The organism is Thiomonas sp. X19 (genome assembly GCF_900089495.1).
In the GTDB taxonomy this organism is placed as follows: domain Bacteria; phylum Pseudomonadota; class Gammaproteobacteria; order Burkholderiales; family Burkholderiaceae_C; genus Thiomonas_A.
On sequence record NZ_LT605203.1, the window covers coordinates 3,118,597 to 3,144,579 of the forward strand.

23 protein-coding genes, 1 tRNA gene and 5 pseudogenes are annotated in these 25,983 nt (G+C 65.3%); 16 read left to right on the forward strand and 13 right to left on the reverse strand.

The features are described 5' to 3' along the window. Positions 1–32 precede the first annotated feature (32 nt). Together ompR and THIX_RS14995 are read left to right on the forward strand one after the other, a co-directional pair. Entirely contained in the window at positions 33–761 is a 729-nt protein-coding gene (ompR, locus tag THIX_RS14990; protein ID WP_112486837.1) for a two-component system response regulator OmpR, read from the forward strand. A gap of 126 nt (positions 762–887) precedes the next feature. Next, positions 888–2,327 carry an ATP-binding protein gene (locus THIX_RS14995; RefSeq protein WP_112486838.1) on the forward strand — a complete coding sequence of 480 codons (1,440 nt, stop codon included), beginning with the start codon at positions 888–890 and terminating at the stop codon, positions 2,325–2,327. A gap of 56 nt (positions 2,328–2,383) precedes the next feature. Here THIX_RS14995 and THIX_RS15000 read toward each other — a convergent pair whose 3' ends face one another. Both THIX_RS15000 and THIX_RS15005 read right to left on the reverse strand, forming a co-directional pair. Next, complete coding sequence (locus tag THIX_RS15000) at positions 2,384–2,725, reverse strand: RnfH family protein (RefSeq protein WP_112486839.1); 342 nt, start codon at positions 2,723–2,725, stop codon at positions 2,384–2,386. Beyond that, positions 2,718–3,152, reverse strand: coding sequence for a type II toxin-antitoxin system RatA family toxin (locus THIX_RS15005; RefSeq protein WP_112486840.1), 435 nt, complete (start codon positions 3,150–3,152; stop codon positions 2,718–2,720). The genes THIX_RS15000 and THIX_RS15005 overlap by 8 nt, the downstream gene beginning before the upstream one ends. Before the next feature lie 60 nt (positions 3,153–3,212). Here THIX_RS15005 and smpB point away from each other — a divergent pair, with 60 nt between their 5' ends. Continuing rightward, complete coding sequence (gene smpB / locus THIX_RS15010; protein ID WP_112486841.1) at positions 3,213–3,671, forward strand: SsrA-binding protein SmpB; 459 nt, start codon at positions 3,213–3,215, stop codon at positions 3,669–3,671. A 304-nt stretch (positions 3,672–3,975) separates the two neighbouring features. Here smpB and THIX_RS15015 read toward each other — a convergent pair whose 3' ends face one another. Together THIX_RS15015 and THIX_RS15020 are read right to left on the reverse strand one after the other, a co-directional pair. Further along, complete coding sequence (locus tag THIX_RS15015) at positions 3,976–4,722, reverse strand: SDR family oxidoreductase (RefSeq protein ID WP_112486842.1); 747 nt, start codon at positions 4,720–4,722, stop codon at positions 3,976–3,978. A gap of 31 nt (positions 4,723–4,753) precedes the next feature. Beyond that, positions 4,754–5,740, reverse strand: a complete 987-nt coding sequence (locus THIX_RS15020) for an aldo/keto reductase (RefSeq protein ID WP_112486843.1) — start codon at positions 5,738–5,740, stop codon at positions 4,754–4,756. Between the two features lie 156 nt (positions 5,741–5,896). Between THIX_RS15020 and THIX_RS15025 the strand changes: the two are divergent. Beyond that, a pseudogene (locus THIX_RS15025) lies at positions 5,897–6,688 on the forward strand (LysR family transcriptional regulator). A 111-nt stretch (positions 6,689–6,799) separates the two neighbouring features. Here the strand turns inward: THIX_RS15025 and aceA are convergent. Then, entirely contained in the window at positions 6,800–8,107 is a 1,308-nt protein-coding gene (gene aceA / locus THIX_RS15030) for an isocitrate lyase (RefSeq protein ID WP_112486844.1), read from the reverse strand. A 300-nt stretch (positions 8,108–8,407) separates the two neighbouring features. Here aceA and THIX_RS15040 point away from each other — a divergent pair, with 300 nt between their 5' ends. From THIX_RS15040 to THIX_RS15050, 3 genes are read left to right on the forward strand one after another with little or no spacing between them, the layout of a single operon-like run. Then, positions 8,408–8,980 carry a chromate transporter gene (locus tag THIX_RS15040; protein WP_233224578.1) on the forward strand — a complete coding sequence of 191 codons (573 nt, stop codon included), beginning with the start codon at positions 8,408–8,410 and terminating at the stop codon, positions 8,978–8,980. Further along, the gene (locus THIX_RS15045; protein ID WP_112486847.1) at positions 8,977–9,522 is read left to right on the forward strand and encodes a chromate transporter; all 546 of its coding nucleotides are present in this window, start codon (positions 8,977–8,979) and stop codon (positions 9,520–9,522) included. Before THIX_RS15040 ends, THIX_RS15045 begins: the two co-directional genes overlap by 4 nt. Positions 9,523–9,534: 12 nt before the next feature. Beyond that, positions 9,535–11,208, forward strand: coding sequence for an NAD(P)H-hydrate dehydratase (locus tag THIX_RS15050; protein WP_233224579.1), 1,674 nt, complete (start codon positions 9,535–9,537; stop codon positions 11,206–11,208). Positions 11,209–11,242: 34 nt separating this feature from the next. Here THIX_RS15050 and rnr read toward each other — a convergent pair whose 3' ends face one another. After that, positions 11,243–13,633, reverse strand: coding sequence for a ribonuclease R (gene rnr / locus THIX_RS15055; protein WP_233224580.1), 2,391 nt, complete (start codon positions 13,631–13,633; stop codon positions 11,243–11,245). Between the two features lie 113 nt (positions 13,634–13,746). On the opposite strand from rnr, the gene THIX_RS15060 reads away from it, so the two are divergent. Both THIX_RS15060 and THIX_RS15065 read left to right on the forward strand, forming a co-directional pair. After that, positions 13,747–13,831: transfer RNA gene (locus tag THIX_RS15060), tRNA-Leu, on the forward strand. A gap of 162 nt (positions 13,832–13,993) precedes the next feature. Further along, on the forward strand, positions 13,994–14,989 hold the full coding sequence (locus THIX_RS15065; RefSeq protein WP_112486849.1) for a tyrosine-type recombinase/integrase: 996 nt from the start codon (positions 13,994–13,996) through the stop codon (positions 14,987–14,989). Positions 14,990–15,228: 239 nt separating this feature from the next. Here THIX_RS15065 and THIX_RS15070 read toward each other — a convergent pair. Then, positions 15,229–16,397, reverse strand: a pseudogene (locus tag THIX_RS15070) (IS3 family transposase). Between the two features lie 163 nt (positions 16,398–16,560). Between THIX_RS15070 and THIX_RS15075 the strand changes: the two are divergent. Beyond that, the gene (locus THIX_RS15075) at positions 16,561–17,361 is read left to right on the forward strand and encodes a hypothetical protein (protein WP_146748505.1); all 801 of its coding nucleotides are present in this window, start codon (positions 16,561–16,563) and stop codon (positions 17,359–17,361) included. Between the two features lie 5 nt (positions 17,362–17,366). Here the strand turns inward: THIX_RS15075 and THIX_RS15080 are convergent. The 4 genes and pseudogenes from THIX_RS15080 to THIX_RS24925 all read right to left on the reverse strand — a co-directional run bounded on the left by THIX_RS15080 (position 17,367) and on the right by THIX_RS24925 (position 20,715). After that, positions 17,367–18,556, reverse strand: a protein-coding gene (locus THIX_RS15080) for an IS3 family transposase (protein WP_112486216.1) whose coding sequence is annotated in 2 segments (ribosomal slippage) — positions 17,367–18,298 and positions 18,298–18,556 — 1,191 coding nt in all. Because the reading frame shifts where the segments join, the coding sequence is not laid out codon by codon here. 65 nt (positions 18,557–18,621) lie between these two features. Next, a pseudogene (locus tag THIX_RS15085) lies at positions 18,622–18,906 on the reverse strand (transposase); the annotation flags it as partial. A 292-nt stretch (positions 18,907–19,198) separates the two neighbouring features. Then, a pseudogene (locus THIX_RS15090) lies at positions 19,199–20,320 on the reverse strand (recombinase family protein); the annotation flags it as partial. Positions 20,321–20,331: 11 nt separating this feature from the next. Beyond that, positions 20,332–20,715 (reverse strand): hypothetical protein, encoded by a 384-nt coding sequence (locus THIX_RS24925; protein ID WP_371412929.1) that lies wholly within the window; start codon positions 20,713–20,715, stop codon positions 20,332–20,334. A gap of 77 nt (positions 20,716–20,792) precedes the next feature. Here THIX_RS24925 and THIX_RS15100 point away from each other — a divergent pair, with 77 nt between their 5' ends. After that, entirely contained in the window at positions 20,793–22,160 is a 1,368-nt protein-coding gene (locus THIX_RS15100; protein ID WP_112486850.1) for an ATP-binding protein, read from the forward strand. 34 nt (positions 22,161–22,194) lie between these two features. On the opposite strand, the gene THIX_RS24930 is transcribed toward THIX_RS15100, so the two are convergent. Beyond that, positions 22,195–22,935 (reverse strand): ATP-binding protein, encoded by a 741-nt coding sequence (locus THIX_RS24930; RefSeq protein ID WP_371413008.1) that lies wholly within the window; start codon positions 22,933–22,935, stop codon positions 22,195–22,197. Between THIX_RS24930 and THIX_RS24935 the strand changes: the two genes are divergently transcribed. After that, entirely contained in the window at positions 22,890–23,042 is a 153-nt protein-coding gene (locus tag THIX_RS24935) for a hypothetical protein (RefSeq protein ID WP_371413009.1), read from the forward strand. The genes THIX_RS24930 and THIX_RS24935 overlap by 46 nt on opposite strands. Before the next feature lie 46 nt (positions 23,043–23,088). Here the strand turns inward: THIX_RS24935 and THIX_RS24940 are convergent. After that, a pseudogene (locus tag THIX_RS24940) lies at positions 23,089–23,496 on the reverse strand (ATP-binding protein); the annotation flags it as partial. Positions 23,497–23,811: 315 nt separating this feature from the next. Here THIX_RS24940 and THIX_RS15110 point away from each other — a divergent pair. The 4 genes from THIX_RS15110 to THIX_RS15130 all read left to right on the forward strand — a co-directional run bounded on the left by THIX_RS15110 (position 23,812) and on the right by THIX_RS15130 (position 25,905). Beyond that, the gene (locus THIX_RS15110) at positions 23,812–24,027 is read left to right on the forward strand and encodes a hypothetical protein (RefSeq protein WP_112486852.1); all 216 of its coding nucleotides are present in this window, start codon (positions 23,812–23,814) and stop codon (positions 24,025–24,027) included. A gap of 313 nt (positions 24,028–24,340) precedes the next feature. Further along, positions 24,341–24,652: a hypothetical protein gene (locus THIX_RS15120; protein WP_112486854.1), complete on the forward strand. Its 312-nt coding sequence runs from the start codon at positions 24,341–24,343 to the stop codon at positions 24,650–24,652. Continuing rightward, positions 24,649–25,638 (forward strand): DNA adenine methylase, encoded by a 990-nt coding sequence (locus THIX_RS15125; protein WP_112486855.1) that lies wholly within the window; start codon positions 24,649–24,651, stop codon positions 25,636–25,638. The genes THIX_RS15120 and THIX_RS15125 overlap by 4 nt, the downstream gene beginning before the upstream one ends. Before the next feature lie 12 nt (positions 25,639–25,650). Then, entirely contained in the window at positions 25,651–25,905 is a 255-nt protein-coding gene (locus THIX_RS15130; RefSeq protein WP_233224581.1) for an AbrB/MazE/SpoVT family DNA-binding domain-containing protein, read from the forward strand. Positions 25,906–25,983 lie beyond the last annotated feature (78 nt).

The window sequence follows — 25,983 nt, forward strand, 5'->3', positions numbered from 1 at the left end:
GCACCGCATTCCAACCCACTGACCCTCCCGCCATGCAACAAGACAAACCCAAGAAGATCCTCGTGGTCGACGACGATGCCCGCATCCGCGACCTGCTGCGACGCTATCTGGCCCAGGAAAACTACGAGGTGTTCGTCGCCGAAGACGCCAAGGCCATGTCGCGGGTGATGGTGAAAGAGCGCTTCGACCTCATCGTGCTCGACCTCATGCTGCCCGGCGAAGACGGCCTCACCGTCTGCAAGCGCATGCGCTCGTCGAAGGATTTCACCCCCATCATCATGCTCACCGCCAAAGGTGAAGATGTGGACCGCATCATCGGCCTCGAAGTGGGCGCCGACGACTACCTGCCCAAGCCCTTCAACCCGCGCGAACTGCTCGCCCGCATCAGCGCCGTGCTGCGCCGCCAGCCCAACCCCGAGTTGCCCGGTGCCCCGGCGCGCGACGATGAAACCGTGCTGTTCGGCCCGTTCAGCCTCGACCTCGCCCGGCGCGAACTGTCGCGCGAGGGCGAACTCATCAGCCTGACCACCGGCGAGTTCGCCATGCTCAAAGCGCTGGTGCGCCACCCGCGCCAACCGCTGTCGCGCGACCGCCTGGCCGAACTGGCCCGTGGGCGCGACTACGAAGCCTTCGACCGCAGCCTGGACGTCGCCATCTCGCGCCTGCGCAAAATCGTCGAGATCGACCCCGCTCACCCGCGCTACATCCAGACCGTGTGGGGCGTGGGCTATGTGTTCGTGCCCGACACCAAGGACGCCTGAATTCCGCCAGTCCTGCTTGACCGGCGCTGACGCCGCTGTGAGCCCCCGACGGTCCGCATGCGGACTCCCCGCGGGGGCGTCAAGCAAACTCGGGTTCGGCGCTTCGTTGCCTTGCAGATATTCCTCATGAGCGCCGACGCGCCCGCGCAACCGCCCAAACCCCCGTTCGATCCAGCCCCCGCCACCCTGGCCAAGCCCAGCCTGGCGCGGCGCGTGTTCGGCGGGCTGTCGGGCCGGCTCTACTGGCGCACGTTTTTCCTCATCGTGCTGCTGGTGCTGGCCAGTCTGGCGGGGTGGTTCCAGAGCTTTCGCGTGCTGCAGCTCGGGCCACAGGTGGAACAGACCTCGCGCCAGATCACCAGCCTCATCGACCTCACCCGCATCGCCCTGGTGCATGCGGCACCCGAATACCGCACGGCCTTGCTCGACGAGTTGGTCAAGCGCGAAGACATCTACATCTACCCGCGCGAAGCCAGCGACCAGTGGACGCCGATGGCGCACACGGATTTCACCCGCCGCCTGACGGCTTCGGTCGACCAGCGTCTGCATGAAAAGCTGGATTTCGCCGACGTGGTGAATGGCCGCTCCGGGCTGTGGATTGGTTTTCGCATCGAGCGCAGCGACTATTGGTTGCTGCTGGACCGCTCGCGCATCGACCCCTCGCTGGGCGAGGCCTGGATCATCTGGGGCGTACTGGCGACGTTGCTGGCGATGATCGGTGCAGCCATCATCGCCCGTTTCATCAATCGCCCGTTGCGCGACTTGAGCATCGCCACGGCCATGGTGCGCGAAGGCGATTTTTCGCAACAGCTGAACGAAACCTCGGGCACGCAGGAAATCCGTGAAGTCAACCGCGGCTTCAACCGCATGGCGCGCGCGCTGCAGGAAATCGACCAGGATCGGGCCTTGATGCTGGCCGGCATTTCCCACGATATCCGCACCCCGCTCGCCCGCCTGCGCCTCGAGGCCGAACTGAGCGTGCCCGACCCGCAGGCACGGCAGGACATCATCGCCGACATCGAGCAGGCCGACTCCATCATCAGCAAATTCATGGAGTACGCGCGCACCGCCAGCCCGGTGCGTGAAAGCGTGGACCTGCCCGACCTGGTGACCAAGATCGTGGCGGACTACAGCAAGGATGCCGATTTGCGCATCCGCATGCCGAGTAACGCCGAGGCCCAGGCCCTGGCCGACCCGCTGGAATTGCAGCGCATCATCGTGAACCTGATCGAGAATGCCAGGCGCTACGGCCGCACGCCCGGCAGCAACCGGGTGGAGCTGGACATCGGCATCAGCAAGCGCAGCAACGAGGTCTGCCTGAGCGTGCGCGACCACGGCCCTGGCGTCACCGCCGACCACCTGCCCCTGCTCACCCGGCCGTTTTTCCGCGGCAACGAAGCGCGCACCGCCGCGAAGGGCACCGGGCTGGGCCTGGCCATCGTCGATCGCACCATCACCCGCATGGCGGGCCGGCTGGAGATCAGCAACGCCAAGGGCGGCGGTTTGATGTTGCGCATCTGGCTGCAGCGCGACCCGGCCGATGTCCTGCCGCCTCCACAGCTTTGATCCCAGGCGCTGGCCTTCTCGCCGATGTGACAGCTCCAGAACCAGTGCGAGCAGCCCTAGCCGCGCCGGGCGCGTCGCTGCGCGGCCGCCTTGCGCGCCCGGGCACGTCGTGCATCTTTCGGGTCCACCGTCAAGGGCCGGGTGATGTCGATGCGATCGCCCGGCTGGGCCAAGGCGCCGGCCGGTTTGAGCACACCGAATACGGCCAGGCGCAGGTGGCCGCTCGGGTCGCGCCAACTGCTGTCGGGCAAGTCCAGCCCGCTGCGGCTCACCGCATCACCCAGACTTGCGCCGGGGGCGAGCCGAACCGTGCGCAACTGGGCCGCGCCGCAAGCGGGGATCCAGCAGACCTGGACCTCGATGAGGCCGGGAGCGGATGCCGCCTGCTGTTCAGCCATAGATCTTTTCGGCGCGTTGCACGAAGGAATCGACAAAGGTCTTGGCGATATGGCCGAACACCGGGCCAATCACGGCTTCCACCAGCCTGCTGGAGAAGTGATAATGCAGTTCGAAGTCGATCTTGCAGGCCTTGTCACCCTCCAGCGGGGTGAAACGCCAGTGGCCCTGCAAATCGGAAAACGGCCCTTCCACCAGCCGCAGATGAATCTCACGCCCTGGGACCTGGGTGTTCACGGTGGTGAAACTCTGCCTCACCCCCTTGAAATCGATGCGAATGGTGGCGCGCATCCGCTCGGGCGTGGCCTCGTGCACCTCCGTCCCACCGCACCAGGGAAGGAATTGCGGATACGAGGCCACATCTGTCACCAGACCGTACATTTGGCTTGCGCTGTACCAGATCAGAACGGACTTGTGAACGACGGCCATGGGGAGAGTTCTTAAAATGGGCGATTGTAAAAAAGCGGCCAAGCGCCGCGACAACGCATCATGAGCATCGCCGAAAACCGGAAAGCCGCTTTCAACTATTTCCTCGAAGACCGCTTCGAGGCTGGTTTGGTGCTGGAAGGCTGGGAGGTGAAGGCCATCCGCGCCGGCCGCGCCCAGTTGCTCGACGGCTATGTGCTCATTCGTGACGGCGAAATGTTCCTGGTGGGCATGAATGTCACCGCCTTGCAAAGTGCTTCAACCCATGTGCGCCCCGATGCCAGCCGCACCCGCAAGCTGCTGCTGCACAAAGACGAAATTCGTCGCCTCATCGGCAAGGTGGAGCAGCGCGGCTACACCCTGGTGCCGCTGAACCTGCATTACAAAAACGCCCGCATCAAACTCGACTTCGCCCTGGGCCGCGGCAAGAAACTGCACGACAAGCGCGACACCGAAGCCAAGCGCGACTGGGACCGGGAAAAAGCCCGCATCATGCGCCACGGCAGCAAACACGGCGGGTGACGCCGCAGGGCGGCCCCTGGCCAGGCTTGCGCCTCACACTCCCGGTCCAAGAGCCTTTCCCTGCGCAGCAACTTGCGGGTTGGGGTGGCGCCCGCCCTGCGCTCCTGACGCCGTCCTCGCTGCTCCGCGCCGATATGGTCCATGAACCCAGCTGTCTTGCCGTCGAGCTGCTCTGAATGGCGATGTGGGTCATCGCCCTGGTGAGCGCGGCACCGTCAGTGAACTAACTATTCCGACCCTGGTACGAAGGGGCGAGAGCCGCTGCGTTGAACGGGCATGATGTGCTCCTTTTGCGCGCAAGCGCTCACAGTTCCTGCCGCGTGGGGCGGAACAAAATCTCGTTGATGTCCACATCCTCCGGCTGGCCGATGGCGAAGGCTACGGCCCGCGCGAAAGAGTCGGCAGAGATGGCATACGCCGCGTAAAACTGCTGGATGCTCTTGGCCACGTCCGGCTCGGTGATGCTATCGGGCAGCTCCGTCGCCACCGCCCCCGGCGAGATCACCGTGGTGCGGATGTTGTAGGGCTTGACCTCCTGGCGCAGCCCTTCTGACAACATCAGCACGGCGCTCTTGGTCGCCGCGTACACCGCGCTACCGGGCCGCACCTTGTGGCCAGCCACCGAGGAGACGTTGATGATGTGACCGGACTGTTGCCGCTGCATATGCGGCAGCGCTGCGGCAATGCCGTAGAGCACGCCCTTGATGTTCACGTCGATCATCCGGTCCCACTCGTCGATCTTGCGGCGCTCCAGCGGCGAGTGTGGCATCAGCCCGGCGTTGTTGATCAGTACGTCGATGCGTCCGTAGGTCTGCACCGCCATGTCGACCAGGCGCTGGACCTGGTCGGGGCGGGTGACATCCGTCGCGACGGCAAGGGCCTTGCCCCCGGCCCGCGTGAGTTCGTCGGCCAGGGAAACGATGCGATCGACGCGCCGCGCGCCAAGCACGACACTTGCGCCTTGCGCGCAAAGATGCCGGGCCGCCGCCTCGCCCAGCCCACTACTGGCGCCGGTGATGACGACGACTTTTCCCGTGATGTTGTTGCTCATGGTGTTTGCTCCGAAATGTCGTGGTAGCCGCTCACAGACCGGTGCGCCGCTCCAGCACTTCTGGATAGCGCGCGCCTTGGATGGGAATGGCCGCGGCCGCGGTGGTGATCTCGCGCAGCTCCGCCGCGCTGAGTTCCAGCGTGGCGGCACCCAGATTCTCGTCCAGGCGGTGCAGCTTGCTCGTACCCGGAATGGGCACGATCCAGGGCTTTTGCGCCAGCAGCCAGGCCAGCGCGATCTGCGCCGGGGTGGCGTTCAGGCGCTGCGCGATCGCACGTAGCAGATCCACCAGCGCCTGGTTGGCCTGGAGCGCATCGGGCGTGAAACGCGGCACGCTGCTGCGGAAATCCGTGCTGTCGAAACGGGTGGTGGCGTCGATCGTGCCGGTCAGAAACCCCCTGCCCAGGGGACTGAAGGGCACGAAGCCGATGCCGAGTTCCTCGAGCGTCGGCAGCAGTTCCTCTTCCGGCCGTCGCCACCACAGCGAGTACTCGCTCTGCACGGCAGTCACCGGCTGGACAGCGTGGGCGCGACGAATGGTCTGCACGCCCGCTTCGGAAAGGCCGAAGTGCCGGATCTTGCCTTGCCGGATCAGGTCCTTCACCGTGCCGGCAACGTCTTCGATCGGAACGTCCGGATCGACCCGGTGCTGGTAGTACAGATCGATGACCTCGAACTTGAGGCGCTTGAGCGAACCCTCGACGCTTTGCCGGATGTGCTCGGGCCGGCTATCGACGATTTGCTGTTTGTCGGGACTGATCGCGATCCCGAATTTGGTGGCGATCGCCACCTGGCCCCGGAGAGGCGCGAGCGCCTCTCCGACCAGTTCCTCGTTGGTGTGCGGGCCATAGACCTCGGCGGTGTCGAACAACGTGACGCCGCGCTCGACGGCTGCGCGGATCAGCGCGATCGCCTCCTGCCTGCCGGTGGCAGGTCCGTAGCCATGGCTCAGCCCCATGCAGCCCAGCCCCAGGGCCGAGACTTCCAGATTCGTGTTGCCAAGTGTGCGTTTTTGCATGTGCGTGCTCCTGAAATGGGTTGAAAAAAACGGACTGCCGCGACCGATGGGAGACGAGTAATGCGCCCCTCGCTTGTCGATAGCGACACTGTAGACAGCCAAGAATGACCCGACTGGATGGCACTATCTGCATGAGCTTATGAGTGGAGTTCATCAATGGCACGCGAAGACCTGAATTCTCTTTTGGCCTTCCTCGCCGTAGCGCGGGAGCGCAGCTTCATCCGAGCGGCAGCGAACTCGGGGTTTCCCCGTCGGCGCTGAGCCATACGGTGCGCGGGCTGGAGACCCGGCTGGGGCTGCGACTGCTGACGCGCACCACCCGCAGCGTCTCGCCCACCGAGGCGGGCGAGCGCCTGATGCGGACCTTGGGGCCGGGATTTGCCGAAATCGACGCTGAATTGCTGGCCTTGCGCGAACTGCACGATAAGCCCCCGCAGGCACCATCCGCATCACCGCCGCCGGGCACGCCGCCAATACCGTGCTCTGGCCCAGGCTGTCGACGGTGCTACCCGACTATCCGGACATCCAGATCGAAATCTCGGAGGACTACGGCCTAACCGACATCGTGGCTCAGGGCTTCGATGCCGAGTACGGCTGGGCGAACTGGTGGAGAAGGACATGATCGCCGTGCGCATCGGACCGGACCTGCGCATGGCCGTGGTGGGCACGCCCGACCACTTCGCGCGGCACCCAGCGCCGCACACCCCGCAGGGTCAGTGGGTGTTCAACAGGAGCACGCCGATGCTGCGTGCAGCGCTGACCGGTGCCGGCGGCCTGGCCTACCTGCCTGAAGACTTGGCGCTGGACCATCTCGCGGCGGCCCGACTGCAACGTGTTCTGGAGGGCTGGTGCCCGGCCTTCGCCGGCTACCACCTCTACGATGCGAGCCGCCGGCAATCCTCACGAGCCCTGGGTGTGATCGTCGAGGCGCTGCGGTTTCGGGATTGAGATTCGCGCCCGGTCAGCATGGTCAACGCGCTTCAGGCGCCCAAAAAAACGGCCACCTCGCGGTGGCCTTGCCTCCTCGGCGGACTGAGCCCGCTCTCCTGTGTCGTGGCTTCAAGCCGCTTTCTTGTCGAAGAACTGTTCGTCCTCGGTCGAACCTTTGAGGGCAGCGGTGGACGATTCGTTTTCGATGGTGGTGGTCACGGCGTCGAAGTAGCCGGTTCCGACTTCGCGCTGGTGCTTCACGGCGGTGAAGCCCTTGTCGGCAGCGGCGAATTCGGCCTCCTGCATTTCCACGAAGGCGCTCATCTGGTTGCGGGCGTAGCCGTAGGCCAGGTTGAACATGGAGTAGTTCAGCGCGTGGAAACCGGCCAGGGTGATGAACTGGAACTTGTAGCCCATGGCGCCGAGTTCTTTCTGAAACTTGGCGATGGTGGCGTCGTCGAGGTTCTTCTTCCAGTTGAACGAGGGCGAACAGTTGTAGGCCAGCATCTTGCCGGGGAACTTGGCGTGAATGGCGTCAGCGAAAGCCTTGGCGTAGGCCAGATCGGGCTTGCCGGTTTCGCACCACACCAGATCGGCATAAGGCGCATAGGCCAGGCCGCGCGAAATGGCTTGCTGCAGGCCGGGCTTGGTGCGGTAGAAGCCCTCCACGGTGCGTTCGCCGGTGCAGAACGGCTTGTCGTTGTCGTCCACGTCGGCGGTGACGAGGTCGGCAGCCTCGGCATCGGTGCGGGCCACCAACACCGTGGGCACACCCATGACGTCCGCGGCCAAGCGCGCGGCAATCAACTTGGCCACGGCTTCACGCGTCGGCACCAGCACCTTGCCACCCATGTGGCCGCACTTTTTCACCGAGGCGAGCTGGTCTTCGAAATGCACGCCCGCGGCGCCGGCTTCGATCATGGACTTCATCAGTTCGAAAGCATTGAGCACGCCGCCGAAGCCGGCTTCGGCATCGGCCACGATGGGGGCGAAGTAGTCGATGAAGCCCTCGTCGCCCGGGCTCTTGCCTTCCATCCACTGAATCTGGTCGGCGCGGGTGAGGGTGTTGTTGATGCGCTTGACCACGCTGGGCACGGAGTTGGCGGGGTAAAGCGACTGGTCGGGATACATCTCGCCGGCGAGGTTGGCATCGCCAGCGACTTGCCAGCCCGACAGGTAAATGGCCTTGAGCCCGGCCTTGACCTGCTGCATCGCCTGATTGCCGGTGAGCGCGCCCAGGGCGTTGACGAAAGGCTCGCCGTGCATGTCTTTCCACAGGCGATGGGCACCGCGTTTGGCCAGGGTGTGATCGACCATGACCGAGCCGCGCAGCTTCACCACCTCGGCGGCGGAGTACCCACGCTGGATGCCGGCCCAGCGAGGGTTGGTGGACCAGTCTTGCTGAAGTTGCTGAATTTGCTGCTCGCGCGTTGCCATGAGACGATCTCCGGAAGTGGGAAGAAAGGATGCGGCAAGCTTACATCTCATGTGCGCCGCACCATAGAGTTGTATCTTATACAAGACTATTTTTTTATTCATTATTAATCAATATCTTGCGATCATTTTATTGCGATGTGGAATGACAATTCGTGATTCTGAACACAAAACTCTTGCTGCGCAGCATGGTCTTTCCGCATAATGAAATCAAAATCGCATATTCTGAAATCCAACGGTTCAATGCGCCTGAGCGGCGCGTCAAGCCTGGCAAGTTCAGTTCTGTGATCACCGCTCGAACCCATGAACACCACTATCTCACCGCCCATGGAACGCCACGCGCCGCAAGATCTGCGCGATTTGTTCTGGTCCTTCAACCGCCTGACCCTTTCCGGCTTCGGCGGTGTGCTGCCATTCGCCCAGCGCGTGCTGGTGGACGAGAAGCAGTGGCTCAGCCGGCAGGAGTTCGTCAACCTGCTGTCCATCAGTCAGGTGCTGCCGGGGCCCAATCTCATCAACCTGGCGCTGATGGTGGGCCAACGCAGCTTCGGCTGGCGCGGAGCGCTTGCGGCGCTGGCAGGCATGTTGGCGGCGCCCCTGGCCATCGTGCTGTTCATCGCCGTCGGCTACTCCACCTGGGCGACCGTCCCCTTGGTGCACAACGCGCTGCGTGGCATGGAGGTGGTCACAGCCGGGCTGGTCATTGCCATGGCGCTACGCCTGGCGCCGGTGCTGCGGCTTGCGCGCACAGCGCCACTATGGGCTGCCGCGGCATTCGTCAGCGTGGGGCTGCTGCGCTGGCAGTTGCTTGGCGTCATGCTGGCGCTGGGACCGTTGGCCGTGCTGCTCGCACGCTTTGGGCGGCGGGCGCCATGACGTTCGCGACCCTGAATCTGACTGCCCTACCCGGGCTGTTCGGCCACTTCATGCTGTGGTCGCTGCTGTCGATCGGCGGGGCCATCGGGCTCCTGCCCGATATGCATCGCTATCTGGTGGACGCGCAGCATTGGGTGACCGACGGGCAGTTCAATGCGGCACTGGCGCTGGGCCAGGCCTCGCCGGGGCCGAACATGATTTTGTTCGCCGCGCTGCTGGGGTGGCATGTGGCCGGGCTGATCGGTGCGCTGGCTGGCGCCATCGGCCTGATCCTGCCGTCCACGCTCATCACCCTGGCCTATTTTCGCTACAGCAGCAGCAACCCCGAACACCGCTGGATCCAGGCGATCCACGATGGCCTCGCACCCATCACCGTGGGTCTGCTGCTGTCTTCGGGCTGGCTGCTGGCGGCGCAAAACGTTCATGCCTTCCTGGAAGGATGCATCGTTGCCGTGGTGGTCGCTCTGAATCTATGGACACGTATCAACCCACTCTGGCTTTTGCTCGGTGGCGCAGCAGCCGGCGCCCTCGGCTTGATGTGAGGTCCGAACACCATGATGCATCGCATGACGGGTTTGCAACAGTGCGGCTCCCTGCCGGTCTGGGACACAGCCGCGCTGCGACGCATCGAACACGATGCAGCATCCGGTTTGCCGCCGCACTGCTTGATGCAACGCGCGGGGGATGCCATTGCCCGCCTCGCGCGCGCCCGCTTCCCCCATGCGCGCCAGGTGGCCATGCTGTGCGGACCCGGCAACAACGGCGGCGACGGCCTGGTCGCGGCCGCAGCCCTGGCGCGACATGGCTTGCAGGTTTCGGTGTGGATGGTGGCTTGCGGCGCGCCCGCCGACTGGCAACGTACGACACGGCCGGCCGACTGGCTCTGGGCCTTGCAACTGGCTCGCGACGCAGGCTTGCAACCGTTGCCGTGGACGCAAGACGCTGCAACATGGGCATGGCAAGGGGCCGATCTCATCATCGACGCCTTGCTCGGCATCGGTCTCAACCGTGCGCCCGAAGGCGAGATGGCCGCTGCCATGGCCGCATTGGCGCAGCACCCGGCACCGGTCCTGGCGGTGGATCTGCCCTCCGGCTTGGCGAGCGACACCGGCACGGCGCCAGGAGAGATGGTTCGCGTCGAAGTCACGCTCACCCTGCTTGGCCTCAAGCCAGGCCTGCTGACCGGACCCGACGCCCACGCCTGTGGTGAGCTCTGGCTGGACGATCTGGACGCATGGGGCGATCTGGGCGACAGCGCCATCTCAAGAAAACGCCGGGCCGCCCCAAGTTTTCTTGACCCCCTCGGGGGGCGGCTGCTGCAAGGCAGCGGCCTGGGGGCTCTCACCCCTAAACCCGATGCCACCGCCATGCTGCTCGGCGCGGCCGATGCCATCGCGGCATTGCCGCAGCCCGGATCGGCGGCGCACAAAGGCGAGCGCGGTGACGTGCACATCTTCGGCGGCGCGGCAGGCATGGCCGGTGCCGCCCTGCTTGCCGCCGGCGCCGCCCTGGCCTTGGGTGCGGGGCGCGTGTTCGCCGCCCTGCTCGACCCGCAAGCGCCATCGTTCGACGCCGCCCGGCCTGAGCTGATGCTGCGCAAACCGCAGGCCCTGCTGGAGATGGTTCGCAATGCGCCCACGCGGGAAGGCCGATGCTGCGTGGTTTTCGGCCCGGGCGCGGGCATGTCTGCCGAGGCCTTGTCGATCCTGCAAGCGTTGCTGGCGCTCGATCAGCCCTTGGTCATCGATGCCGACGGGCTCAACTTGCTGGCAGGCCAGGCCCGTGACGGACTGCTTTGGCAGGCGCTGCAACAACGCCGCGCCCCAACCTGGCTGACCCCGCATCCCCGTGAAGCTGCGGGTTTGCTGCAGTGGGATACCGCCCGGGTGCAGGCCGATCGCCTGAGCGCCGCGCGAACCCTGGCTGCCCAGAGCCGGGCGCACTGCGTGCTCAAAGGCGCGGGCAGCGTGATGACCACGCCGGACGGCGCCACGTGGATCAACCCCAGCGGCAATGGCCTGCTGGCCACGGCCGGCAGCGGCGACGTGCTCACCGGCACGCTCGCCGCCTGCATCGCACCCGCCAGGAACCCGAATGCAGCGATTGCCGCCGCGCGCGCTGCCGTATGGCTCCATGGCGCCGGTGCCGACCTCGCCCGGGAAGAAGGCCAGGGCTTGCGCGCCGGAACCCTGCCCGACGCCATGGATCGCGCGGGGCACCGCTCGTAGCGCCCTGGCGGCAGCGCTCGACGGTGCGCTGATCTCAGTTCGTGCGGCTGCGCTTCTTGGCTGGAGATGGCTTTCCTGCCGCAGAAGCCTTGCGGCCCGCTGGCTTGCCGGCTGTCGCGCCCTGCCCCTTCGATGCCGCTGCCGACTTGGCCTTGGGTGCTTTCCTCGTCGCCGACTCGTCGGCAGGCGCCGACTGGCTTTGCATCGCCCCGCCGCCGCGCTTGCGCTTGGATGAAGAGGGCGCAAGCTCCATGGCCGCATGGGGCACGAACAAGCTGCTGTCGCTGTCGTCCATGGGCGTATCCAGCGGTGCGAGCATGGCTTCGAGGCGGCCTCGGCGGCGTGAGCCCGAACCGTTGGCAGTGCTGGGGGCGCCGGCCGGATGCAGGGGATCGGCCACCATGCGGAAGTCGATCTTGCGGCCATCCAGATCGACGCGGCTGACCTGCACCAGCACGCGGTCGCCCAGGCCGTAGCGCTTGCCGGTACGCTCGCCGCGCAGCTCGTTGCGGGCTTCGTCGAAACGAAAATACTCGGCGCCGAGCTCGGAAATGTGAATCAACCCCTCGACGAACAGGCTGGTGAGCTGCACGAAAATCCCGAAGCTGGTGACCGCGGTGATGGCGCCGACGAATTCCTCGCCGAGCTTGTCGCGCATATACCAGCACTTGAGCCAGCTCTCCACGTCGCGCGTGGCCTCGTCGGCCCGACGCTCGTTGGCCGAGCAATGCTGGCCCACGGCCTCCCACACCATGACGTCGGCCGATGAGGTCTTGGTGCGCTTGGGCACGACATCCTCGCCCGCCTTGAGCTTCGCCTGCGCCGCCTTGGATTTGGACTGCACGCTGGGCAGCGACAACACCAGGCTTTCGGGCGGTTGCAGCTTGTACTTGCCGCCGGCCAGAATGGCCTTGATGGCGCGGTGCGTGAGCAGGTCGGGGTAACGCCGGATGGGACTGGTGAAGTGGGCATAGGCGGTGTAGGCCAGACCGAAATGCCCGCTGTTGTGCGGCGTGTAAATGGCTTGCTGCATGGAGCGCAGCATGAGCGCGTTGATCTGCGCGGCATCCGGACGGTCGCGTGCGGCATCCGAGAGCTGCTGGTAGTCGGAGGGTTCCGGGTCGTCGCCGATATGCGCGGCAATGCCCAGGGTCTTGAGAAAACTGCGCAGCAGCGCGAGCTTCTCGGGCGTCGGCCCTTCGTGCACGCGGTAGAGGCCGGGGTGCTTGTTGCGCTCCAGAAAATCGGCCGCGCTGACGTTGGCCGCCAACATGCACTCTTCGATCAGCCGGTGCGCCTCATTGCGGGTGCGCAGCGCGATTTTCTCGATGCGCCCGCTGGCATCGCACACGATCTGGGTTTCCGGCACTTCGAGGTCGATCGCGCCACGCAGGCGACGCGCCTTGAGCAAGGCGGTATACACGTCGTACAGGTGCAGCAGATGCGGCACCAGCGCGGCATTCGCCTGGGCCTCCGGCCCGCGCGTGTTCTCCAGAATCGCCGCCACTTCGGTATAGGTGAAGCGCGCCTGCGAGCGCATCACGGCCGGATAGAACTGGTAAGCCTTGAGTTCGCCCTGGCTGTTGATGAGCATGTCGCTCACCATGCACAGCCGCTCGACCTTGGGGTTGAGCGAGCACAGGCCGTTGGACAGTTTCTCCGGCAGCATCGGGATGACGCGGCGCGGGAAGTACACGGAGGTGGCGCGGTCCAGCGCGTCGAAATCGAGCGGATCCCCCGGCTTCACGTAGTGCGACACGTCGGCGATGGCGACGATGAGGCGAAAGCCGTCTTCGCGGCCGATGCGGACCGGTTCGCTGTAGACCGCATCGTCGAAGTCGCGCGCATCCTCGCCATCGATGGTCACCAGCGGCACGTCGGTGAGGTCGTAGCGGCCTTCGCGATCCTTCTCGCGCACATGCCCGGGCAAGGCCGCGGCCTGCTTCTCCGTCTCGGCGCTGAAGCGATGCGGCACGCCATACTTGCGCACCGCGATTTCAATTTCCATGCCGGGATCGTGCAAGGCGCCAAGCACCTCGGTCACCTTGCCCATGGGTTGGCTATAGGGTGAAGCCGGCTCGGAAATCTCGACACTCACCACCTGCCCCACCTTGGCAGCGCCGATGCTGCTGGCCGGAATCAGGATGTCTTGCGCATAGCGCTTATCCTCCGGGGCCAACAGCCAAATGCCGTTTTCGTGCAACAGCCGCCCGATCACCGGCCGACGTGAACGCTCGAGAATTTCGATCACCTGCCCTTCGGGCCGGCCGCGTTTGTCCTGCCGCACGATCTTCACCCGCACCCGGTCGAGATGCATGACCGAGCGCATTTGCTGCGGCGCCAGATAAACATCCTGCGCACCCTGCTCCGAAACCACGAGGCCATAGCCGTCGCGATGGCCTTGAACAATGCCTTCGACAATCACTGTCAGATTCCTTTTGTTGTTGCTGCGCCGGAGCCGTGAGGCTCGCTGCACAATGTTCATTGCTTGCGCAGCATACTGGACAGCCTTGAATTTCCTGCTAAGATTCGACGCTTGCCCAGATGGCGGAATTGGTAGACGCACTAGTTTCAGGTACTAGCGCTGCGAGGCGTGGAGGTTCGAGTCCTCTTCTGGGCACCATATAGATAGACCGTAAATGTGCAGTGTACGACAACCAATGCACATTTATATAAAAATCAATAGCTTATGAACAACAGGCCGTCCGTGGCCTGTTTTACTTTGTGCCCCCTGTGCACAGGTTTGCTACGCTCCGCTACTCAGAATCTACGCACGGAGTTACGCATGGCAAGCATCGGCAAGCACGGGGATGGATGGCGCGCCCAAGTGTTCGTCAAGGGCAAGCGGGCAACGCGCGTGTTCAGAACGCAGCGCGAAGCCAAGGCCTGGGCGGACAAGGCCGAGGCTGAGTTTCGCGCGCCGCCAAAGACCCCTGCCTCAACCCGTACGCTGCGCGATCTCCTGGAGCGCTACCGCGACGAGGTCACCCCCAAGAAAGAGACAAGTCGCACCGAAACAAACCGGATCAACGCGTTCTTGCGTGACTTCCCAGAACTCGCCGACAAACTCCTGCAGAACCTGGATACACCGGATTTAGCGGTCTGGCGCGACAAGCGTCTAAGTGAGGTCAAGAGCGGGACCGTGCATCGTGACATCACCTGGCTGCGCGCGGCAATCAACAAAGCGCGTCTGGAATGGCGCTGGCTTGACACCAAACCGTTCGATGGCCTTGAAATCCCAGCCGACAGCCCTGAGCGTGAATCGGTATGGGGCTGGCGGAACATTCGCGCGATGTTCGACAATGTTGGCTACCGTCCTGGGCGCAAACCTCAGAATGCAACGCAAGAAGCAATCTTCGCCTTTCATGTCGCCTTGCGTACTGGAATGCGTAGCGGTGAAGTGTTGCAACTCGGCGCGCGCACGCTGGACGTTGGGAGGCGCGTCGCAGTTGTCGAGCATAAGACGCAGCGATACACCGGCAAGCCGCGACGCGTACCCCTGCTCTCGCCTGCCGTACGGCTCCTGAAGCCCTTCGCAGTGCAAGAACGAATCTTCACCATTGATGACGCAGACCGTGATGCATTATTCCGAAAAGTGCGCGATCGGCTGATGCTCAAGCATCTGGACTTCCACGACAGCCGTGCAACGGCCCTGACACACATGTCGCGCAAAGTACCCGTGCAGGTGTTGTCTCGCATCAGTGGGCATAAGGATATTCGCATTCTGGTCAACCGCTATTACCGAGAATCTGCAGAGGACATCGCCAAACGGTTCGCATAGGCAGGAATACGTCCCGACCCGATGCGGGTGCGGATTCCGGCTTCACTGACCACCCATTTCGGCCGCCGTTGACCAGTCCAGACACCGCTGCCGGTGATGACCAATTTCTAACTCAGGACACTGATATGGTCGCTCTTGTCAATAGGCGCAGGGTTTCGATGTGGATCCAGTGGCACGGGGTGATGCGGCACAAGTCTGCTGACCTTGCCCGCGATTTCCGGATCCCATAGCTGAGACCGTTATGCGGCTTGCCTATCCTGGGCGGCAAGCCAAGCCCTTTCGAACTGCATCGGGCTGACGTAGCCCAGGGATGAGTGAAGTCGCCGGTGGTTGTAGAAGTTCAGCCAGTCGACGATTTCGTCCATGGCGTCGCGTCGGGTCTTGAAGCGCTGGCCGTGCAGCCTTCCGACCTTGAGCGACCCCCACAGACTTTCCGTCGGAGCATTGTCCCAGCAATTGCCTTTGCGGCTCATCGAGCTGAGCATGTCATAGCTGCCCAGGGCCTTCTGGAAGTCGGCGCTGCAGTACTGGTTGCCGCGATCCGAATGGAAGATCAGCCCAGCCTGCGGACGGCGCCGGAACCAGGCCATGTGCAATGCATCGATCACCAGGTCGCGCTTCATGTGCGGCTTCATCGACCAGCCGACCACCTGACGGCTGAACAGATCGAGGACCACCGCCAGATACAGCCAGCCTTCGTCGGTGGCCACGTACGTGATGTCGCTGGTCCACACCGCGTTGGGCGCCTGCGGCTGGAACTATCGATCCAGCAGGTTGGGCGCCACCGGCAACTTGTGATGGCTGTCGGTCGTCGCCTTGAACTTGCGCTTGCCTCGGGCCCGGATGCCGTGCAGGCTCATGAGCTTGCGCACACGCTCCTTGCCCACGCGAATGCCGCGTGCCAGCAATTCCTTCCAGATCCTGGGCCAGCCATACTCGCCGCGGGACTCGGCGTGAATGGCCCGTATGTGAACCAGCAGCGCATCATTGCTGATGCCGCGCCGCGGGCGTGTCGAACGCACGCGGTGCTCGTGGTAGCCGCTGGGGCTCACACACAGAACCTCGCAGGCCAGCGACACCGACCAGCAGTGGCGGTGTCGTTCGATCCCGGCGTACTTCACCCCCGCTCCTTCGCGAAGTACGCCGTCGCTTTTCCCAGGATGTCGCGCTCCATCTTCACCCGCGCCAGCTCCGCACGCAGCCGCGCAATCTCCATCTGCTCCGGGCTCACGGGCTTGCTGCCAGCTCCGATGAGTCGACCGTCACGATCGGCTTTGACCCAGTTGTGCAGCGTCTGCTCGGCAATGCCAAGAATCTTTGCCGTCGCTGACAGGCTTTGTCCGCCCTTGACCAACCGCACTGCCTCCAGCTTGAACTCCAGCGTGTAGCGCGCCCTCGTTGCCTTCATCACTTCCGTTCTCCTTGCCTGTACTCAACCATTCAGCAAGGGATCCGGTTTCCGGGGGCAAGCTCACTCCGTTTCCCGCCCCCGCTGACGTCGGCGTGCGTCGACTTGCATCCGCTCTGTCCTGTGCTGAGATGGTTGGCATCCCCATCCCGGAGAGCCCACGATGCCAACCCGCCCCACCCCTCACCCCACCCCCCAAGCCTCATCCCCAGCCCCCTCCCCACCCCCATCGCCGCGATGCAGCCGCCTGGCCGCCCTGCGCGACATCCTGCTCGTGCTGTTCTGGACCGATTCGCCGGCCGGCCACCGCATCCGCCTGGGGCTGCAACGCCGCTTCGCACGCCGTGGCCAATCCCCCCAGGGCGCACGTCGCATGGCCGGCCTGCGTCTGGCCGCCGCGCTGGGGCTTGCCACCCTGTTCGCCCCCTGGCTGATCCTGGCCGCCGCCCTGGGCAGTGCCGCCCTGGCTTGCCGTTCAGCGGCAATGAGCCAGACATTCCTGCTGCTGGCCTTCGCCCTGGCCGCGCTCTACGGCCGCGGCATCCTGCACCTCGGCCGAGGCGATGCCTGGCTCAAGTCCATCTTCCGGGTCAGCGGCCAGGACCTGCAGGCGCTACCCCTGGACGCCACGCTGGCGCGGCTGCAGCCCCAAGCCCTGGGAGGCGAGACCCTGCGGCACTGGCAGCGCGCCCGGCGCTGGGCCTGGGCAACGGTGGCGCTGCTGCCGGGACTGGCTTGGGGTCTGGCGTGGAGTGTGGGCTGGATCCTGGCCCACCGGCCGGCAGACGGGTGTCTTGCGCTGATCTGGGTGCTGGGCACAGCGCTGGGGCTGGCGATGTGGCTGCCCAGCCGCTACGACCACCACGTGGTCCTGGCCTTCGGCCTGAGCCTGGATGCACCCCAAGCCACCGAGACAGCCGAAGCCACCGAGACTGACCTTGCCCCTGGAATCCGTATCCCATAGCCGACTCATGCACTGGCGTGCCGGGGTTGGTTGGCGAGCCAGTTTTCTTCGAACCGCATCGGGCTGACATAGGCCAGCGTCGAGTGCAGTCGGGTGCGGTTGTACCAGAGCATCCAGGCGACGACTTCGTCCATGGCCTGGCGCCGGGTCTTGAAGCGTTGCCCGTGTAGCCGCTCTACCTTCAACGAGCCGAACAGCGTCTCGCTGCAGGCGTTGTCCCAACAGTTGCCGCGACGGCTCATCGACGCGGTGATGCCGTATTCGGTCAGCGCATCACGGTAGTCCTTGGCAGCGTATTGGCTGCCGCGGTCGCTATGGAAGATCAGCCCGGCCTGCTTGCTCGGATGGCGCTTGAACCACGCCATGCGCAAGGCGTCGATGACGATGTCGCGCGTCATGTCCTGGCGCAGGCTCCAGCCGATGACTTGACGACTGAACAAGTCGATGACCACGGCCAGGAACAGCCACCCTTCGTCGGTGGCGATGTACGTGATGTCGCCCGCCCAGACCTTGTCGGGCTCGGCCACGTTGAATTGTCGGTCGAGCAGGTTGGGTGCGATCGGCAGGTCATGGTTGCTGTCTGTCGTGACCTTGAAGCGGCGCTTGCCCTTGGCGCGTATGCCATGCCGTTGCATGAGTTTCTGAACCCGCTGCTTGCCCACCCGGATGCCCCTGGCCAGCAGTTCCTTCCACGTGCGTGGCCAGCCGTAGCCGCCGCGCGTCTCGGCATGAATGGCCAAGATGTGCACCAGCAGCGCATCGTCGCTCAGGTGGCGACGCTGGGCAGCGTTGGCACGGCGAGCGAAGTGCTCGTGGTAGCCGGCCACGCTGACACCAAGCACCCGGCACTGCACCGAGATCGGCCACACACGGCGGTGACGTTGGATGAAGGCGTACTTCACTTCGCTGCCTTGGCGAAGTACGCCGTCGCTTTTCCCAGGATGTCGCGCTCCATCTTCACGCGCGCCAGCTCGGCCCGCAGCCGGCTGATCTCCATCTGCTCGGCGCTCACGACCTTGCTGTCGGCACCGGTAAGCTTGCCCTGCCGGTGGGCCTTGACCCAGTTGAACAGCGTCTGGTCCACCACGCCCAGCGTGCGCGCCGCCGCCGCGATGCTCTGGCCGCCTTCGACCAGGCGCACCGCCTCCTGCTTGAACTCCAGCGTGTACCGCGCCCGCCTTATCGTCTTCGTCATTTCTATATTCTCCTTGCTTGGATTGAATCACTCAGCAAGGGATACGTTTTTCGCGGGCAAGGTCAAAAAGCACTCGCCGCTTTGAGGATGTCATTGGCCCGGCGCAATTCCTTGTTCTCGCGCTCGAGTTGTTTGAGGCGTTCACGCTCGCTGCTCGTCAGGCCGTCGCGCTGGCCTGTATCGACTTCCTCGCGCTTGACCCATTCGAGCAGCGTCTGTGGCACGCAGCCAATCTTGGGGGCCATGGATTCGACTGCGGCCCACAGCGAGGGGTACTCGCCTCGGTGCTCCTGGACCATGCGTACCGCGCGCTCGCGCACTTCGGGGGAAAACTTGTTCGTCTTGTTCATGGCTCCATCTTCTCAAAGGTTGGAGCCTCCTCAAAACCCGGGGNAGGCGCTCGTTCCAGCGCCGCTCAAGTTCGGCGGCCACCAGTCGATTGCCGGGGTCAACGGCGTCGAACTGCCGCTGCGCACGCGCCGCCTCAAAGCGCGCCTGCTCCAACGCGAGTTCGAGCTGGCGCCGCGTCGCGTGCTCATCGTTGGCATGGTGCTCGATGGCACGCAGTGCGGCCTGCACCCCAAGCGGCAGCAGCACGCTCAGCACTTCGCCGGAGACGGCCTCGTCCACGCGCAGCGAGCCGAAAGAAATGCATCCAGGCACCGCGCCATGATTGATCGCGGCCCCCTTGCAGTGATAGCGGGCGATGGTGCCGTCGCTGCCGCTGTAGGCGACGTGCAGCTTGCGACCACAGTGCGCGCATCGCAGCAACCCGGCCAGCAATGCCTCTCCGCGCCGGGGTGCGCCGCGCGCCATGCTGCCGCGCATGTTGGTGTTGTCGGCGATCACGCGCTGGTTGTGCTCATAGGTCGGCCAATCAATGTACCCCTCGTGGTGCTCCTGGATCAAGACCTGCCAGTGCTCCTGGGCACGACGATGGCCGTGCACGACGCGCTTGCGGCCGGCTTCGATCCGGACGCGTGTCTCGGTGCGGCCAAACGCATAGGCGCCGGCATAGACGGGATTGGTGAGAATCTTGAGCACCGCGTTATAGACCGGCAGACGCCAGATCACGCAGCGCCGGCCGTTCTCGTAGACCGCCGAGGGCAGATCAATGCGCTCTTGTCGGAACCACAGCAGCGCCTGGCGCACGCTGCCGGCCTGTGCGAATCGACGGAACACGGCCGCGATCGCTTCGCGGATGCGCAGATCGGCGTCGCGTTCAATCCGGTCGCCCTCGCTGCGCACATAGCCGATCGCCACCGTCGTGTGCAGATCACCCCGCGCCGCCTTGAGCTTGAGGGCTTCGACGGATCGTTGGCGAAGGAGGGACAACTCCATCTCCGACATCGTGCCCTTCATGCCCAGCAGCAACCGGTCGTTGACGCTGCGTGGATCATAAATGCCGTCTTCGTCGACGATGAGGCTGCCCACCAGTGCGCAGAATTCCAGCAGCGTGTGCCAGTCGCGACCGTTGCGTGCCAGGCGCGATGCCTCAATGGACACCACGGCGCCGACCTGGCCGCTGCAGATCGCCGCCAGCAGTCGCTCAAAGCCTGGCCGTGCGACGCCGCCGGCGGACACACCGAGGTCGTCGTCGATGACCACGACCTCGGTCCAACCGAGCGCGCGTGCCCGATCGGCCAGGGCGTATTGGCGCCGGCGACTCTCATGGTTGTGGCGCAACTGATCGGCTGTGGACTGGCGCACGTACACGTAGGCGCCACGCGCCAAGTGCTCAGGGTTGATCTTGTTCATCGTCATCCTCCATGTGTTCAACGACGTCGGACTGACTTGCCACCTGCCACAGGAGTTGGCTCAGCAGTTCGACGAGGTCGTCGTGACGCTGCTGCAATCGCGTCAGTGGTGCTGGCGCCGTTGCGGCGTCGAACAGGTCGGCTTGCACGAGCGGGATCGCTCGCGGCGGGGTTGGCTTCATCGACGCCTCCGTGTGCCTGGGAAATGGTCGATGAACATAGGACTGCGTCGAGTTCGCCTCGCAGCGCAAGCAGGCAGCGCAGCAACATCCGCGGAGGCCAGTGCGTGGGCACATCGCCGGCCGCAGGTAGTGTCATCCACTGCGGTAGATGCGCCCTCGTGCCGTCGGGCTGACGGACAATCAGGAAGTCTTCGGTTCCATGCCTGACTCGGCCGAGCACCTCAACTTCATGACCCGTCCGGGGATGGAACGGATAGTTGATGCGAGCCAGCTCGACGAGCTGTTCGCGGGCAGTATGTGACTGCTTCGCCCGGAACGGGCAAGACCGAACTGTGCCGCACGCTGGCCGCGGCCCTGGATTGCGAGCTGCTGGAGGTGAGCACGGCGGACGAGGACGGCGATCCGATCGGCGGGGAGCAGCGGCTGCGGGCCTGGCGGGCGGCGCAGCGTTTCCTGGCGCAGCGCCGGGCGCTGATCCTGTTCGACGAGATCGAGGATGTGTTCACCAGCCAGACCGAGGGCGATGTCACGGGCTTGTTCGCCCTGCACAGTCCCAACCCGGGCAAGCACCGCAAGGGCTGGATCCACCGGGCGCTGGAGACCAACCCGGTGCCCACCTTCTGGGTGACGAACGCCGTGGAGGAGATGGACGCCGCGCTGATCCGGCGTTTCGATCTGGTGCTGGAGTTGCCGGTGCCGCCACGACAGGTGCGCGACTCCATCGCCCGGGCCAGTGTGGGAGCGCTGGTGGGGGCCGAGACCTTGGCGGCCCTGGCGGCCAGCGCGGTGCTGGCGCCAGCCGTGCTGACGCGGGCGGCGGATGTGGTGCGGCAGGTCGGCGCAGGGCTGGATCCCGCGCAACGCGATGCGGCTTTGCTCGCCCTGGTCAATCACACCCTGCGGGCCCAGGGCCACACTGCCGTCATGGCCTGCGATCCCCAGCGTTTGCCTTGCACCTACGATCCGCGGCTGGTCCATGCCGACGTGGATTTGCAGGCCATTGCCCGGGGCATCGCCCACGCCTCCAACACCGGGGGCGTCAGGCTGTGCCTCTACGGCCTGCCCGGCACGGGCAAGTCAGCGTACGCGCGCTGGCTGGCGGAGCAACTGGGGCTGCCGCTGCAGCTCTGGCGGGCGTCGGACCTGCTCGCCAAGTGGCTGGGGGCGAGTGAACGGCTGGTGGCGCGGGCGTTTCGTCAAGCGCAGGCGGATGGGGCGGTGCTGCTGATCGATGAGCTCGATGGACTGCTGCAGGATCGGCGCGGCGCGGCGCAGGCCTGGGAGGTGACGTTGGTGAACGAGCTGTTGACGCAGATGGAGAGCTTCCCCGGCGTGTTCATCGCCACGACGAATCGCCTGGAGGGGCTGGACCCGGCGGCGCTGCGGCGCTTTGATCTGAAGCTGCAGTTCCGGGCCTTGCGGCCGGAGCAGGCCTGGGCTTTGCTGGGCAGTCATTGCGCGGCCCTGGGACTTGGGGTGCCGGAAGAAGGGCTGCGGCAAGACCTTCGGGCGCTGGCGTCGCTGACGCCGGGGGACTTCGCCACGGTGGCGCGGCGGCATCGATTGCAGCCCCTGCGCAGCGCGCAGGACTTCGTCATCGCGCTGCGAACGGAATGCGGCTTCAAGCCGGGTGGGGTGGGAGCTGGAACCATGGGGTTTGTGTGAGGGCGTGCTGTCAGAGAGGCTTCGGCCCTGGTGGTCAACCGGGCCCTACCGCCTCCCACAAGACGCTGATCGGCAGGGCATGCAGGCCGGGCCCGAAGGGCAGAACGGCCTCGCCGTCATACAGCACCACGCCCGCAATCAAGCGTGCGCCAACGGCGTCCTGGAGTTTGCGCAAACCCTTGAAATCGGCTGCCGTCACCGTCGATGCGGCCTTGACCTCGAGACCGACGAGCTTCTGTCCTTGCTCGACGACGATGTCGACTTCGACGCCGTCCTTGTCGCGGAAGTGAAAGAAGGCGCTGCGCTCCCCGGCCCAACTGGCCTGGCGGCGCAACTCCTGGTAAACGAAGGTTTCGAGCAATTGTCCGAACAGTCGACGATCGTCCCACAAGCCCTGGGCGTCGACACCGAGCAGGGCACAGGCCAGACCCGTGTCGCCCAGGTGCAGTTTGGGAGTCTTGATCAGACGGCTCAGGCGGTTGCTGTGCCAGGGGGGCAGTTCTTCCAACAGGAAGATGCGCTGCAGCAAGGACACATACTCGCGGATGGTCGGGCGGCTGAGCTGGAACGGCGCGGCGAGGTCGGTGACGTTGAGCAGACGCGCCGTTTGTCCCGCGGCCATGGCCATCAGACGGGGCAAGGCGTCCAGCGCGGCGATGCGTGCCAGGTCGCGCACATCGCGTTGCACCAGGGTCTCGACATAGTCGCGGTACCAGGCGGTGCGACGCCGTGAGGTGCCACGCGCAAGCGCAGCGGGGAAACCTCCAGCGGCCACCCGTTCGGCCAGCCCCTTGCCCAGCCTGGCGTGGGGTTGGATATGGGGTTGGGTGGGGGGTTGGGTGGGGGGTCGGACGTGCGCCCGGGGTGGGAAGCTGGCGCTGAACAAGGCGGCCAGCAAGTCCGTCGGCACCGCCGCCAACTCGGCCTGCGCCAGCGGATGCAGCCGCAGGATCTCCATGCGCCCGGCCAGCGAATCGGCCAGCTTGGGCAACAGCAGGACATTCGCCGAGCCGGTCAGGATGAATCGCCCGGGGCGGCGATCGCGATCAACGGCGGCCTTGAGGGTGGTGAACAGCAGGGGCACGCGCTGCACTTCGTCGAGAATGACCCTGTCGGGCAAATCCGCCACGAAACCGACTGGATCGGTTTGGGCCGCAGCGCGCTGCACGTCATCGTCAAAGCTGATGTAGGCATAGCCGTGCTGCGCCCCGACGGCACGCGCCAGCGTGGTCTTGCCGCACTGCCGCGGCCCATGGATGAGAGCAACAGGCGTATCGCGCAAGGCCTCGATCAAGCGGGGCTGGACAAAACGGGGATGATATTCGGAGGCTTGCATGTCGGCTGATTGTAGATTGATCAGCGTCCAATTGAAAATTAATTGACCGACTATCCGAAACAATTTCAGGCGAATCGAGTTGCCCGACGCGGCAATGTGGCAACCCGGTGGGCAGGATCCATGCTGAACCGTGTTCGTCGACTTGCGCACACCGCAAACGCCGGTAAGATTCGAGCGTCTTCACGTCCATCTTCACGTTTAAAAGGCCCTTCTCACCCGCGCCGATCCTGAACCGACCGCCCCCTGCGGTCCCACGCTTGGAGCCACGCACAGCCTTCGTGCGTCCGCAATGTCCAACGCCTTCAGGAGATTCCCATGCGCGAAGAACGCCTCTACCCCCTGCTCGTCCAGCTCGTCACCCAAGGCGCGACGCTCGAAGAGTCCCACCACGCCGGCCGGCGCTACACCTTGATCGCCGCGCACCAGCGTCTGCCCATCAGTGCGACACTCGGCGTCAAGCTCGAACGCGAGGGGCGCATCCGCCCGCTCTGCCGCGTCAGCGGCAAGACCCTCTGGGTGGCCCGCGCCTGACGCGGATCGACAGTCGGCAAGCCCGTCTTGCCGACTTGCGAAACCGCTTCGGTGCGGGATGATGGTTCTGGCGATGCCCCGGTGGGCATTCGAGGAGGCCCCGATGGAGATGTTGGTGGCGACGTGGATCCCGTTCCTGGTTTTCAGACAGCAGGGGCGACCCGGGGCGGCAGTGGCCGGGGGTCTGCACAATCTCCTGGGTGGGCGCATCGCCCCACCCGTCCCGCCAGCAGCGCCGCCGACGCGGCCTTCCTGCCGCAGGCTTGACGGCTGTTGACGCTGTTGTTCGATCCCCTTTGTCCAAGGATGACCCATGGTCGTTGATCCCCAAACCCTGAGCCCCACCGCCCGGCAATTCCTGGAGCTGGCCGGCGACTATGGCGTGCCCTGCCGCACGCTGCGCCGACGCTGTGGCCATGGTGGGCCCGCACCTAGCATCCTGGGGGCGGTGTTCGGCTCGCCGGATGACTTCAGCTTCTTCATCCAGTTTCTGCGGCGACGGGGGTTTGCCGCCCGGGTGGATAGCCGGCACGCCTGGCGCCGCCACCTGGTGTTCAGCCCGGATGCCGTGGTCGGGACGGAGGACGGGGTCGGGGCGGAGGATGCCTCCGGAGTGGCGTCATGACGCGTTGCTCACGTCCCTCGCGTTCGCCCCGGCCGCTGTCCAGGCCGGTGTTGCGCTTCTTCGGCTCGAAGTGGCGCATCGCCCCCTTCATCCTGCGCCACTGCCCGCCGCACCGGGTCTATGTCGAGCCCTATGGGGGCGGTGGGTCCATCCTGCTGCGCAAGCCGCGCGCGGTGCAGGAGGTGTACAACGACATCCACAGCGAGGTGGTGAACCTGTTCCGGGTGTTGCGCGACCCGGCGCTGGCCGCACGGCTGCAGGAGGTCTGTGTGCTGACGCCCTATGCCCGGGAGGAGTTGATGCTGGCCTTCGACGTGGCGCAGGATCCCGTGGAACGCGCCCGGCGGCTGCTGGTGCGATCCTGGTTCGGCCTGGGGCAGGATACGGCGACCGGGGGGCGGCGGCACTATTCGACGTTGAACACCAGGGTGTCGCAGGCGGGGGTGCACTATGCCCAGCTCTGGGCGCAGTGGCCGCTGCAGATTGCGGCGTTCACGCAGCGTCTGGCCGGCGTGGTGATCGAGAACCGCGAGGCGCTGGAGGTCATCGCCCGCCATGACGGGGCGCAGACCTTGATCTACGCTGACCCGCCTTATGTGCGTGAAGCCCGGGGGCTGGGGGGCTATGCCGATGAGATGAACGATGCCGAGCATGCCGGGCTCGCCGAGCGGCTGCATGCGGCGCAGGCCATGGTGCTGCTGTCGGGCTATGCCTCGCCCTTGTATGACCGCCTGTATGCCGACTGGGAGCGGGTGGAGCTGGCGACGCGGGCGCACAACCTGGGGCGCAGGCTGGTGGCGCGCACCGAGGTGCTGTGGCTCAACCCGGCTTGTGCGGCGGCGTTGCGGGCGGCTGAGGTGACTGGAGTGGCCGGGGTGGCTGAGGTGGCCGGGGCAGAGGACGACAACGCCCGCACGGCCGCATCCCCCGCCCTGCAGCCCCAGGGCGTCCAACTTGCGGACATCCAACTTGCGGATCAAACCTGAGGGAGACGGATGATGTCGTTCATGACGGGGGTGTATGCCACTGCGGTGGTGGCCATTGTGTGCACCTTGGGGAGCTTGTTGTTCGTGATGCGCCTGGCGGAGCGGACGCAGCGGAAGAACCAGCGCCGCAGGATCGTGGTTCCGCCCGAGGTCCTCAAGGCCCTGGGGGTCGAGGCGGGGGATGCCTTGGCTTGGGAGGTCGGGGAGGATGGGACGGTGCGCGTGCGCCGGGCTGAACGCGCGGCGAAACCGTCGGAGCGTCCGTGAAGTGCCGGAAGGTGGATCTGCTGGAGGTGGGGTCGCAGGAAGTAGAGTAGAGTCGCCAATCGTCGAGCGAACCCTCGG

What these genes read in the sequence shown, in the direction of transcription:
- THIX_RS15120 (WP_112486854.1), top strand. Translation starts at nt 24,341, where the DNA reads ATGGTCGTTGATCCCCAAACCCTGAGCCCCACCGCCCGGCAATTCCTG.
- THIX_RS15125 (WP_112486855.1), top strand. Translation starts at nt 24,649, where the DNA reads ATGACGCGTTGCTCACGTCCCTCGCGTTCGCCCCGGCCGCTGTCCAGG.
- THIX_RS15075 (WP_146748505.1), top strand. Translation starts at nt 16,561, where the DNA reads ATGCCAACCCGCCCCACCCCTCACCCCACCCCCCAAGCCTCATCCCCA.
- THIX_RS15130 (WP_233224581.1), top strand. Translation starts at nt 25,651, where the DNA reads ATGTCGTTCATGACGGGGGTGTATGCCACTGCGGTGGTGGCCATTGTG.
- THIX_RS15020 (WP_112486843.1), bottom strand. Translation starts at nt 5,740, where the DNA reads ATGCAAAAACGCACACTTGGCAACACGAATCTGGAAGTCTCGGCCCTG.
- THIX_RS15005 (WP_112486840.1), bottom strand. Translation starts at nt 3,152, where the DNA reads ATGGCCGTCGTTCACAAGTCCGTTCTGATCTGGTACAGCGCAAGCCAA.
- THIX_RS15050 (WP_233224579.1), top strand. Translation starts at nt 9,535, where the DNA reads ATGATGCATCGCATGACGGGTTTGCAACAGTGCGGCTCCCTGCCGGTC.
- THIX_RS15045 (WP_112486847.1), top strand. Translation starts at nt 8,977, where the DNA reads ATGACGTTCGCGACCCTGAATCTGACTGCCCTACCCGGGCTGTTCGGC.
- THIX_RS15110 (WP_112486852.1), top strand. Translation starts at nt 23,812, where the DNA reads ATGCGCGAAGAACGCCTCTACCCCCTGCTCGTCCAGCTCGTCACCCAA.
- THIX_RS15040 (WP_233224578.1), top strand. Translation starts at nt 8,408, where the DNA reads ATGAACACCACTATCTCACCGCCCATGGAACGCCACGCGCCGCAAGAT.
- THIX_RS15065 (WP_112486849.1), top strand. Translation starts at nt 13,994, where the DNA reads ATGGCAAGCATCGGCAAGCACGGGGATGGATGGCGCGCCCAAGTGTTC.
- THIX_RS15015 (WP_112486842.1), bottom strand. Translation starts at nt 4,722, where the DNA reads ATGAGCAACAACATCACGGGAAAAGTCGTCGTCATCACCGGCGCCAGT.
- ompR (WP_112486837.1), top strand. Translation starts at nt 33, where the DNA reads ATGCAACAAGACAAACCCAAGAAGATCCTCGTGGTCGACGACGATGCC.
- smpB (WP_112486841.1), top strand. Translation starts at nt 3,213, where the DNA reads ATGAGCATCGCCGAAAACCGGAAAGCCGCTTTCAACTATTTCCTCGAA.
- THIX_RS15000 (WP_112486839.1), bottom strand. Translation starts at nt 2,725, where the DNA reads ATGGCTGAACAGCAGGCGGCATCCGCTCCCGGCCTCATCGAGGTCCAG.
- aceA (WP_112486844.1), bottom strand. Translation starts at nt 8,107, where the DNA reads ATGGCAACGCGCGAGCAGCAAATTCAGCAACTTCAGCAAGACTGGTCC.
- THIX_RS14995 (WP_112486838.1), top strand. Translation starts at nt 888, where the DNA reads ATGAGCGCCGACGCGCCCGCGCAACCGCCCAAACCCCCGTTCGATCCA.